The organism is Streptomyces cylindrosporus, assembly GCF_022698165.1.
GTDB classification, from domain to species: Bacteria; Actinomycetota; Actinomycetes; order Streptomycetales; family Streptomycetaceae; genus Streptomyces; species Streptomyces cylindrosporus.
Map to the genome: position 1 here is coordinate 1 of NZ_JALDAY010000028.1, position 10,610 is coordinate 10,610.

Here is a 10,610-nt window from a genome sequence, read left to right on the forward strand (position 1 = left end):
ACTGCTCGACCTCCTGGAAGGAGCCCGGGTCGAGCAGCAGCTCGATCCGTTCATGCGCGGTCAGCTTGCCCTTGGCGTGCTGGCGCTCGGTGGCGGCGGCGTCCGGGCCCTGCCGGGCCTCGTCCTTGATCAGCCGGAGTTCCTCCAGACGCCCGTACAGCGTCCAGTCGGCGCCCCGGGCCGGGGTCGTGTCGGTGACGGACATGGGTGTCTCACTCTCCTGTCGATGGGTGCTCGGCTCGAGCGGGCCGAGCGCGCAGTCCGCGGAGCCCGGCCACCACCCCGCAGGCACCGACGGCGGTGACGAGCCCGAGCGCCGGGCGGTCGTCGGACCGGCCGACCGCGAGCGCGGCGGCCAGGGCCGGCACGACGGCGGCGGAGATCTGCACGGCGCTCTGGTAGAGGCCGACGGCGGCCGGCCGGTCGACGGCCGCCAACCGGGAGGTGGCCTGGGTGTTCAGGGCCGCGAACGCCAGCACGAACCCGGCGCCGAGCAGCAGCATGGACGGCAGTACGTCCGCGACATAGCTCCTCGGCACCGGGTGTCGCAGGCAGAGGGCACCGCCCACGGCCGGGCCCAGCGAGCCCAGCGCGATCAGCCGGGCGGTGCCGTAGCGGGCGACGAGCCTGCGGGAGAGCAGGGCGGTGACGGCCAGGGGAGCACTCGCGGGCAGGAAGGCCAGCGCGGTGCGGAGCGGGGACCAGCCGAGGCCGTCCTGCAGTCGCGCCGTCAGGATCAGCAGCAGACCGAGGTTGACGCCGTTGAGCGCGGCGGCCCCGGCCATCGAGCGGACCAGCGTGCGGTTGCGCAGCAGCCGTCCCCGGATCAGCGGCCGGGGCGCGGCGCGCTCGATGACGACGAGCGCCGCTGCCAGCAGTACGGCCAGCCCCAGCGGACCCGCCGTCCGAACGTCGGACCAGCCGTGCCGCGGCACCGAGACAATGCCCTGGACCAGACAGAGCAGGGCTGCGGGCAGGGCCAGTGCCGCCTTGATGTCGAAGTGCCGTGGGACTTCCGGGGCCGACGGGTCACGGGGGATCAGGCGTACCGCGAAGGCGAGCAGGACGAGGACCACCGGCGCCGGGAAGACGAGGGTCCAGCGCCAGTTCACCGAGGTCAGCAGCCCCGACAGGAGCAGGCCCGCCGTGAAGCCCGCCCCGCCGAAGAGGGCGTACACCGACACGGCGCGGTCCCGGTCCCGGCCGGGCGGAAAGGCCGACGCGATGATCGCCAGGCCGGTGGGCGCGGTCAGGGCGGCGAAGAAGCCCTTCAGCACCCGGGTGGCCACCAGCACGGCGGGCTCGTCGGAAACCCCGGCGGCCAGCGACGCCGCGGCGAATCCGAGCAGGGCCCAGAGATACGCCCGGCGGCGGCCCAGCAGCTCCACCAGACGGCCGCCGAAGAGGGTGAGCCCGCCGAAACCGACGGCGAACCCGGTGATCAGCCACTGCGAACCGGTCAGCGGCAGGCCGAGGTCCCGACCTGCCGAGGGCAGCGCCACGACCATGGCCGACACCTCGACGGCGTCGATGAGCATGTTGCCGGCCAGGACCGCGAGCAGCCCCCACAGCCGGAGGTCCCAGCGCCCGGCCGCCGGGGGACCGAGGGCAGCCTGGGCGCCGGTCACGGGGTTCATCCGGACTCCTTTCGCGAGGGTGCGGGGCCGGCCGGCGAGGCGTCAGCCGAGGAGGGTGCCTCCGGTGGCGTCGAGGAACGCGCCGGTGACCCAGCGAGCGTCGTCGCTGGCCAGGAACGCCACCACGTCGGCCACGTCGTGCGGCTCGCCCACCCGGCCGAACGCCGACAGCCGGGCCATCTGCTCGACGGCCTCGGGGACGCCGAAGACGGGGCTGCCGTTGCGGGTGATGCCGGGTGCGACGCTGTTGATGGTGATGCCGCGCGGCGCGAGGTACTTCGCGAAATGCAGGGCCAGCTGCTCGACGGCGCCCTTCGTCATCGCGTACGCGATCTCCTCCGGGTTGGCGAAGTGCGTCAGCCCGGAGGAGATGTTGACGACGCGTCCGCCGTCGGTGAGATTCCGCAGGGCCCGCTGAATGGTGAAGAACGGTGCCTTCGCATTGACGGCGAACAGCCGGTCGAACTGCTCGGGCGTCGTCTCCTCGACCGGGACCCCGCCGCCCATGATCCCGGCGTTGTTGACCAGGATGTCCAGCTCGACGGAGCCGGTGCGCTCCTTGAGGCCCTGCTCCAGACCGAGGAAGAGCTCGTGGACGTCACCGGGCACCCCCAGCTCCGCCTGTACGGCGAAGGCCCGGCCGCCGTCCTTCTCGATCGCGGCGACGACGTCGTCCGCCGCCTGGCCCCCGCCGGAGCTGTGTACGGCGACGAGCGCGCCTTCGCCCGCCAGCCGTACGGCGATGGCCCGCCCGATGCCCCGGCTGGAACCGGTCACCAGCGCGGTCTTGCCCGCGAACCTGTCCATGTCTGCGTCTCTCCTGTGTGAGCTCGTGAGTGAAGAAGGGGTGGCACGCGGCGAGGACGGAGGCGTCGCCGGGGATACTCCCGGGGCCGGACCGAGGTGCGTCCGGCGTGGGACGGCGTGCGCGGTGTCCAGGGAGGCAGGCTCGCCGAACCAGCGCCGCAGCGCCGTGCGCAGGCCTGCCTCGTCCACGGCTCCGTCGTCCCGGTCGGCCCACATCACATAGCCGTCCGGCCGGACCAGTACCGACGTGTCCGGCTCCACCATCCCCGGCGCAGGCCCGTCGACGACCGTGTCCACCCGGTCGTTCCACGGAGCCAGAGCCCGCCGCAGCGCGGTCGCCCTGTGGGGCGGGCCGGTGCGGAGCCGCAGCAGGCCCCGGGCTCCGTGACCGCGCCGCCCGTGGGCGAGGCGGAGTCCGAGGGAGGCGTGGTGCTCGCCGGAGGTGTCCGTGGGGTAGCGGATGTCGAGGCCGGAGATCATCGCGGCCAGGTGTTCGCGGACCGGGGCGTGGCGTACGAGTTCGGCCAGGACCGCGCGCACCGGTTCGACCTCGGGGCCACCGAGCAGCAGCAGCGCCTGGGCCCTGATGTTGCCGAGGACTCGTGCTCCGACCGCGTGCCGTTCCGCGTGATAGGTGTCGAGCAGCCCGTCGGGGGCGCGCCCGGCCACTTCCAGCGCCAGCTTCCAGCCGAGGTTGACCGCGTCCTGGAGACCGAGGTTGACGGCCTGGCCGCCGATCGGCATCTGCTGGTGGGCCGCGTCACCGGCGAACAGCACCCGGCCCTTCCGGTAGCGGTCCAACTGGCGGGCGGCGTCTTCGAACGAGTTCACCCACAGGGGGCTCCCGTGCCCGATGTCCTCGCCGGTGACCCGCAGCCACGTGTCGCGGATCTCCGCGAAGTCCGGTGGCCCAGGCCGTCGTCCGGCGGCGCTGCCGAACTCGTGCACCATCACCCGGGTCACGCCCTGCGGGTTGCGGGCCGCGATCGCCAGGCCCCCGGGCAGCCGCTGGAACCGCCGCGCCGGGATGTCGATGCCGGCCACGTCCGCCCGGATCAGCTCCCGGCGTGCCTCCTCGCCGGGGAAGGCAACCCCCGTCAGCCGCCGTACGGTGCTGTGCTCGCCGTCGCAGCCGACGAGATACCGGCCGCGCACCCGGACCGTCGTCCCGCCGGGGGCGGACGCCTCGGCCTCCACATGGTCCCGCCGCACGGTCAGCGCGGTCACCTCGTGGCCGGGCCGCAGATCGGCACCCAGGGACAGCGCCCACTCCCGCAGGATCGCCTCGGTGCGGGTCTGCGGTACCTTCCACTGCCCGGGATACGGCCCGGGCAGCGTCAGGTCGAGGGGGATGCCGCCGAAGTGCCCCATGACGTCGTTCGGCAGGGAGCCGAACCGGTCCAGCAGACCGCGCTCGGCGAGGAGCTCCATCGTGCGGGCGTGCAGGGTGGACGCCCGGGACTCCGTGCCCGGCTGCGCCCGGCGCTCCAGCACGGCGACCCGGGCCCCGCCGAGCCGCAGCTCACCGGCGAGCAGCAGTCCGACCGGGCCCGCGCCGACGACGATGACGTCGCTGTCGAGGGCGGCCACGGTCAGCGCTTGCTCTCGGCGTAGTCCTTGGCGTGGCCGAGGGTGGCCCGGCTGTTGGCGCTCAGCGCTCCGTGCACATACGCCCGGGCGTCCGCGACGGTCGCCTCGGCGCCCAGGATGCCGGCGATGTTGGCCGTGTTGAGGACGACGGTGTGCTGGGAGGTGGCGGTGACTTCGCCGCCGGTCTCGGTGAACGTCCAGCAGCCGGTGTGCAGGGTCAGCAGCGCGGGCAGCGTGACCTGCTTGTAGGCGATCTTCTGATGCGGGAAGGCCACCCGGTACGACTTGGTGGTGTGCACCGAGCCGTCCTTCGCGCGGGTGTCCATCTCCAGGGTCTGCAGTCCGGGGCTGTCCTCGGCGAAGCGCACGGAAGCCACGTGCGGCAGCCGCTCCACCCACAGTCCCGCCTCGTTGACGAAGTCGAAGGCGTCCTTGGCGGCCCCCTCGATCCGCACGCTGTCCTCGAACGAGAAGGTCAAGTCGGCCGAGGCATGGGCCAGTTCCACGTTGGACTTGAGCGCGGCGAGCTCGGAGCGGGAGTTGCGGTCGACGGCCTCGTCGATCCACTTCAGGCCCTCGGGGTCGTCGTCGACGGCCCGGTAGTCGTGCAGCAGCCGGATCCGGCAGTCGCCGGCCGGGAGCGGCTCGATGATCCAGGTGCCGCCCATGGCCGCCACCGGGGGAGTGGAGACCTCCTGCCGGAAGCGGATGCGCAATCCCCCGGGGTCGAGGGTGCGGCGGGAAGTCCAGTTCTTGGCCGCGTCGTTCGCTGTCGCCCAGATCCGGATGCGCTCCTCGTCGCCCGTCCGCTCGACCACGTCGACATGGATGGTGGGCGGGAAGATCCGCGGCCAGTGCTCGACCTCGGCGATGAGACGGTAGACCTCGGCCGCGGGCGCCGCCACGGTGATCTCGTGCTCGACCTGACGGATCGTCATGATGCGTTCTCCTCTGGAGGGTTCAGAAGTTGCCGAGTCCGCCGCAGACGTTGAGGGCCTGGGCCGTGATGGAGGCGGCGGTGTCGGACGCCAAGTAGCCGACGAGACCGGCCACTTCCTCGGGGGTCGAGTACCGGCCGAGCGGGATCTTCGCGGTGAAGCGCTCCATGATCGCCTCCTCGCTGGTGTCGTACGCGTCCGCGTAGCCCTGGCGGACCCGCTGGGCCATGGGGGTCTCGACATAGCCGGGGCAGACGGCGTTGACCGTGATGCCGGTGGGCGCGAGCTCGTTGCCGAGCGCCTTGGTGAAGCCGACGACACCGTGTTTGGAGGCCGAGTAGGGCGCGCCGAGGACGACGCCCTGTTTCCCGGCCGTGGAGGCGACGTTGATGATCCGGCCCCGGTCCTTGCCTCGCATGCCGCCGGTGTTCAGCACGGCCCGCGTCACCCGGAAGACGCTGTTGAGGTTGGTGTCGATCACGTCGGCCCACAGTTCGTCGGCGATGTCGGCGGTGACCCCGCCGCCGCTGCGGCCCGCGTTGTTCACCAGCACGTCGACGGTGCCGTAACGCCGCACTCCGGCGCGCACGAACTCCTCGACGCCGTCCGGCGAGCGGACGTCGAGGGTCGTCCCGTCGACCTCGAGACCGTCCTCCCGCAGCTTCTTGACGGTGGACGCGACGTTCTCGGCGTTGCGGGCCCCGATGAAGACCCGGTGCCCCTGACCGGCCAGCAGCCGGGCGACGGCGAGGCCGATTCCGCTGGTGGCACCGGTGACGAGGGCGACCCTCTGGTCCTGGATGGGTGGTGTGTCCTTCGGCATGGCTGCTCCCGTGAGCGATGGGCGAGTTGGGCGAGGGGCGGTGTCGCTCAGGCCGCGGCGCCGTCCGCCAGGTGGGCGTTGACGGCGTCGAGCAGGAGGCGCGGGGTCGTCGCGTCGGCCAGGATGGTGTCGGAGAGGGTGATGCCGTACTCGCGCTCGATTCGGCTGCTGGTCTCCAGCAGCGCGAGGGACTCGTAGCCGAGCTGCTCGAACTGTGTGTCGAGGATGTCGCGATCGAGGTCCACGCTCTCGTCGGCGCCGGCGCCCTCCAGGAGGATCCGCTTGAGGTCGTCGATCGTGAACGGCTGAGTGTTCACCCTTCGCTCCTTCCGTTGTGTCGGGTTCAGTCGCTGAGAGAACTCCGCAGCACCGCCGCGGAGTTGAAGCCGCCGTACCCCCGCGCCAGCACCAGCGCGGTGCCTACCCGCGCCGGTCGGGCGGCGCCGGTGACCAGGTCGAGACCGAGGCTCGGATCGGGATCGACGTTGGTGGTGGGGGGAATCAGCCCGGACTCCATCGCCAGCAGCGCGGCGGCCAGGTCGAGCGGGGCCGCCCCGGAGTACAGGCGGCCGGTCATCGTCTTCGGCGCGGTGACGGGCACCCCGCCCGGTCCGAAGACCGCGCTGATCGCGTCGGCTTCGGCCCGGTCGAGCTCCGGCACCGCCGCCGCGTCGGCGAACACCACGTCGATGTCGCCGGGCGCGCAGCCGGCCTCGGCCAGGGCCAGCTCGATCGCCCTGCGCAGAGCGGGCTCACGTCCGCTGCCCGGCCGGGGGTCGAACGTGGCGCCGTACCCCGCGACCTCCCCGTACACCCGGGCCCCGCGCTCGCGCGCGTCCTCGGCCCGCTCCATGATCAGGATCGCACCGCCCTCACCGGCCACATGGCCCGCGGCCCGGGCGTCGAACGGCAGATAGGCGCGGTCGGGATCGTCCTGGGTGCTGAGACGCCCCCCGGCCAGTTGCGCCACCCAGCCCCAGGGACACACGGAGGCGTCGACGCTCCCGGAGACGATCATCCGGGTGCCCTTGCGGATCTGGCGGCGCGCGTGCGCGACCGCGTCGAGGCCGCCCGCCTGGTCGCTCACCAGGACACCGCTGGGTCCCTTCATCCCGTGCCGGATGGAGATCTGGCCGCTGTTGACGGCGTAGAACCAGGCGAAGGACTGGTACGCGCTGACATGCTGGCTGCCCCTGGCCCACAGCTTGCGCAGCTCGTTCTGGCCGAACTCGAAGCCGCCGGAGGAACTCGCCGTCACGACACCCATGTCGAAGGCCTCGGTGTCCTCCGGCTTGATGCCGGCGTCCGCCAGCGCCCAGTCGGCCGCGACCAGGGCGAGCCGGGTCATCCGGTCCGTCTGCGGCAGCAGCCGGCTCGGCAGGTGGTCCTCCGCCGCGAAACCCGGTACCTCACCGGCCAGCCGGGCCGGATAGGGCGACGCGTCGAACCGGGTGACCGGGCCGATACCGCCACGGCCGGCGCGCGTTGCTGCCCAGTACGCCTCCTTGCCCAGACCGTTGGGGGAGGCGATGCCCAGCCCGGTGATCACGACCGGAACCGTCATCGAACGCCCCCTTCGGCCCGCGTGAGCACCATCGCGCTCTGGAAGCCGCCGAAGCCGCTGCCGACGGTGAGGACCGTGTCCGTACGGTGCTCCCGCGCGGTCAGCGGCACGTAGTCCAGGTCGCACTCGGGATCGGGCGTGTGCAGATTGGCCGTGGGCGGCACGACGTTGTTCTCCATGGCGAGGGCGCAGGCGGCTATCTCGATGGAGCCGATCGCGCCCAGCGAATGCCCCACCATCGACTTGATGGAGCTGACCGGCGTGCGGTAGGCGTGGTCGCCGAGGCTCTTCTTGAAGGCGGCCGTCTCATGCCGGTCGTTCTGCTTGGTGCCGGAGCCGTGCGCGTTGATGTAGTCGACACGCTCGCCGTCGATCCGGGCTTCGTCCAGAGCCACCCGGATCGCCTCCGCCATCTCTGCCCCGTCCGGCCGCAGCCCGGTCATGTGGAAGGCGTTGCACCGGGAGGCGTACCCGGCGATCTCGGCGTAGACGTGTGCACCGCGCCGCCGGGCGCTCTGCAGCTCCTCCAGGACGAACACGGCGGAACCCTCACCCAGCACGAACCCGTTGCGGGTGCCGTCGAAGGGCCGTGACGCGCGCTCGGGCTCCTCGTCGCGCGGGGTGGTCGCCTTGATCGCGTCGAAGCACGCCATCGTGATCGGGGAGATCGGCGCGTCCGAGGAACCGGCGATCATCACGTCCGCCGACCCTTCACGCAGCAGCTCCACCGCATGTCCGACGGAGTCCAGGCCCGAGGTGCAGCCGGTCGACACCACCGTGCTCGGCCCCTGCGCGCCCACGCACCAGGCGACCTCGGCGGCGAAGGAACTGGGGACGAAGTAGTTGTACAGGTGCGGTACGGCGTACTCGTGGTCCACCAGGTCGAGCCGACCCCGGTCGCTGACCACGCAGTACTCCTGGTCGAGGCCCATGGTCGCGCCGACCGCGCTGCCGATGGTGACGCCGACCCGGTACGGGTCCAGGGCCGCGAGGTCGAGACCGCTGTCCGCGACCGCCTCCCGGGTGGCGACGACCGCGAGCTGGGCGGCCCGGTCCATCCGCCGGATCTCCTGCGGGGTCAGCCCGCTCGCCTCGGCGTCGAAGTCGATCTCCGCGGCGACCCGGGACCGGAACGGCGAGGGGTCGAAGAAGCTGATGCCCCGGGTCGCGGTCCTGCCCTCGCTGAGCAGACTCCAGAAGTCCTTCACACCGATGCCACCGGGCGCGACGACCCCGATGCCCGTGATGACCACCCTGCGCCCGGTCACGCGGAACCTTCCCAGTGGTAGAAGCGGGTGGCCATGGCGTCGGCGGGCGAGCGCCAGGTCGCGGGGTCGTACGCGTCGATGAACGGCTTGAGGTCCTCGCTGATCCCGATGAACCGCGGATCCGTCTTGGCCTCCTCGATCAGCCGCCCGCCGTTGTCCTGGTCGAAGTCCTGAAGGTGGAAGTACAGGCCGCGGTACGAGAACAGCTGACGGCGGCGGGTGCCCATCAGGTGGGGCATCTCCGTCTCGTCGAAGGCGCCGAACAGCCGGGCGACCTCGGCTCCGGCGCCGGGCTCCATCCGGGCGACGATCAAGGTGCTGTGCATGGTGTCTTCCTTCTTTCTCGGGATGTACGGCCCTTCTCGGGGCGCACGGCTCTAGCGCGCGGGTCCGAACCAGCGCTCCAGGGCCGTCGGAAGGTCGCTGTGGCTGCCGGGTGCGGCCCAGGCGACATGGCCGTCGGGGCGGACGAGGACGGCCGCCGTGCCGTTCAGGGAACCGTCGTCGGGCAGGGTTTTCGGCGCCGCGGTGACCACGTCCACCCGGTCCGTCCAGCCGGCGGCCCGGCGGCGCAGCACCGCGTTGTCGGCGAGGTCGAGCAGCACTCCGCGACCGCCGTGCAGTGCCTCGGTACTGCTGCCGGGACCGGTGCTGCCGGTGAGGTCCAGGTGCGGCATCCGGCGGCCGAGCAGCGGGTGGGCGCCGGCGGCGATGTCGTACCGGATCTCCAGACCGCTGACCATGGCGGCCAGATGGCGGCCGACCGGCTCGTACCGGATCAGCTCGGTGAACACGTCCCGCAGCGGCTGGACCTCGGCGCCGCTGAGGAACAGCAGGCCCTGCGCCCGGGTGTTCATCAACAGCCGCTGCCCGACCGGATGCCGCTCGTCGTGGTACGTGTCCAGGAGCGCCTCGCCCGTCCGGCCCAGGACCACGGCGGCCAGCTTCCAGCCGAGGTTGACCGCGTCCTGGATGCTGGTGTTCATCCCCTGTCCGCCGGCCGGCAGATGGATGTGCGCGGAGTCCCCGGCCAGCAGGACGCGACCCTGCCGGTAGCGGGTCACCTGCCGGGTGGCGTCCCCGAAGGAACTGACCCACACCGGCTCGCCGTGCGAGATGTCGTCGCCGGTCAGCCGCTTCCAGGCGGCCGCCACCTCGTCGTACGACGGCGGGACCTCGCGCCGTCGAGGCGGGGTGCCACGCTCGCACACGATCAGCCGGGTGATCCCGCCCGGCAGCGGGCCGACCATGACCATGCCTCCGGGCAGCGTCTCACCGATCATGCGCGGGGCCAAGTCCAGCCCCTTCACGTCGGCGAGGAACATCTCCATGGTCGCGGCGGTCCCGGGGAAGTCGAACCCGACGGACTTGCGCACCAGACTGCGTCCGCCGTCGCACCCCACGAGCCAGGGCGCGGTGAGCCGGTACGTCGCGTCGGGACCGCGCACCTCCGCTTCGACCCGGTCTCCGGTGTCCTTGACCGAGAGCAGTTCGTGGCCGCGCCGGATGTCGGCGCCCAGCTCGGTCACCCACTCCTCCAGCACGGTCTCGGTGTGTGACTGGGGGATGGTCTTGGCGGCCTGGTGCGCTCCGTCCAGGACGGCGAAGTCGACGGGCAGACCGCCGAAGTGTCCTTGGTCGCTGACCTCGATCTCACCGAACCGGGAGAGCAGCCCGCGCTGGTCGAACACCTCCATCGTGCGTGCGGTGAACCCCAGCCCCCGCGACTCCCCGGTCCGCCGGACGAGCTTCTCCAGTACCACGACGTCGACTCCGGCCAGCCGCAGCTCCCCGGCGAGCATCATTCCGGCCGGTCCGGCGCCGACCACGATGACTTGGGTGTCCATGTAGCCTCCATGAATTGTTCTGACCCTGACAAATCAATCCCGCCGCGAGGCACGGACGCAGGGTGGCGGGGAGTTGCGGCGGGTGTCAGTCCTTGATCTCGCAGATGGCGGCGCCGGAGCTGACGGAGGCGCCGAT

The 10,610-nt window shown here is 72.0% G+C and carries 10 protein-coding genes; all 10 read right to left on the reverse strand.

Annotated elements, in window-relative coordinates; translation table 11 throughout:
- Window positions 1-205, reverse strand: a 205-nt coding sequence (locus tag MQP27_RS50590; protein WP_278197489.1) for a carboxyl transferase domain-containing protein, incomplete at its 3' end; no start/stop codon positions are given.
- 7 nt (window positions 206-212) lie between these two features.
- Complete coding sequence (locus MQP27_RS50595; protein WP_242779423.1) at window positions 213-1,637, reverse strand: MFS transporter; 1,425 nt, start codon at window positions 1,635-1,637, stop codon at window positions 213-215.
- A gap of 42 nt (window positions 1,638-1,679) precedes the next feature.
- On the reverse strand, window positions 1,680-4,034 hold the full coding sequence (locus MQP27_RS50600) for an SDR family oxidoreductase (RefSeq protein ID WP_242779426.1): 2,355 nt from the start codon (window positions 4,032-4,034) through the stop codon (window positions 1,680-1,682).
- A 2-nt stretch (window positions 4,035-4,036) separates the two neighbouring features.
- Complete coding sequence (locus tag MQP27_RS50605; RefSeq protein ID WP_242779429.1) at window positions 4,037-4,972, reverse strand: aromatase/cyclase; 936 nt, start codon at window positions 4,970-4,972, stop codon at window positions 4,037-4,039.
- 22 nt (window positions 4,973-4,994) lie between these two features.
- On the reverse strand, window positions 4,995-5,795 hold the full coding sequence (fabG, locus tag MQP27_RS50610) for a 3-oxoacyl-ACP reductase FabG (protein WP_242779432.1): 801 nt from the start codon (window positions 5,793-5,795) through the stop codon (window positions 4,995-4,997).
- A 47-nt stretch (window positions 5,796-5,842) separates the two neighbouring features.
- Window positions 5,843-6,112 carry an acyl carrier protein gene (locus tag MQP27_RS50615; RefSeq protein ID WP_242779435.1) on the reverse strand — a complete coding sequence of 90 codons (270 nt, stop codon included), beginning with the start codon at window positions 6,110-6,112 and terminating at the stop codon, window positions 5,843-5,845.
- 26 nt (window positions 6,113-6,138) lie between these two features.
- Window positions 6,139-7,359: a ketosynthase chain-length factor gene (locus MQP27_RS50620; RefSeq protein WP_242779438.1), complete on the reverse strand. Its 1,221-nt coding sequence runs from the start codon at window positions 7,357-7,359 to the stop codon at window positions 6,139-6,141.
- A complete protein-coding gene (locus tag MQP27_RS50625; RefSeq protein WP_242779441.1) occupies window positions 7,356-8,627 on the reverse strand; it encodes a beta-ketoacyl-[acyl-carrier-protein] synthase family protein in 1,272 nt (423 codons plus the stop codon). The genes MQP27_RS50620 and MQP27_RS50625 overlap by 4 nt, the downstream gene beginning before the upstream one ends.
- Window positions 8,624-8,953 carry a TcmI family type II polyketide cyclase gene (locus MQP27_RS50630; RefSeq protein ID WP_242779444.1) on the reverse strand — a complete coding sequence of 110 codons (330 nt, stop codon included), beginning with the start codon at window positions 8,951-8,953 and terminating at the stop codon, window positions 8,624-8,626. Before MQP27_RS50630 ends, MQP27_RS50625 begins: the two co-directional genes overlap by 4 nt.
- A gap of 51 nt (window positions 8,954-9,004) precedes the next feature.
- Window positions 9,005-10,474, reverse strand: coding sequence for an FAD-dependent monooxygenase (locus MQP27_RS50635; RefSeq protein ID WP_242779447.1), 1,470 nt, complete (start codon window positions 10,472-10,474; stop codon window positions 9,005-9,007).
- Window positions 10,475-10,610 lie beyond the last annotated feature (136 nt).

Bases quoted from the DNA above. Each gene is read 5' to 3' on its own strand.
- MQP27_RS50595 (WP_242779423.1), bottom strand. From the start codon at position 1,637: ATGAACCCCGTGACCGGCGCCCAGGCTGCCCTCGGTCCCCCGGCGGCC.
- MQP27_RS50605 (WP_242779429.1), bottom strand. From the start codon at position 4,972: ATGACGATCCGTCAGGTCGAGCACGAGATCACCGTGGCGGCGCCCGCG.
- fabG (WP_242779432.1), bottom strand. From the start codon at position 5,795: ATGCCGAAGGACACACCACCCATCCAGGACCAGAGGGTCGCCCTCGTC.
- MQP27_RS50620 (WP_242779438.1), bottom strand. From the start codon at position 7,359: ATGACGGTTCCGGTCGTGATCACCGGGCTGGGCATCGCCTCCCCCAAC.
- MQP27_RS50630 (WP_242779444.1), bottom strand. From the start codon at position 8,953: ATGCACAGCACCTTGATCGTCGCCCGGATGGAGCCCGGCGCCGGAGCC.
- MQP27_RS50635 (WP_242779447.1), bottom strand. From the start codon at position 10,474: ATGGACACCCAAGTCATCGTGGTCGGCGCCGGACCGGCCGGAATGATG.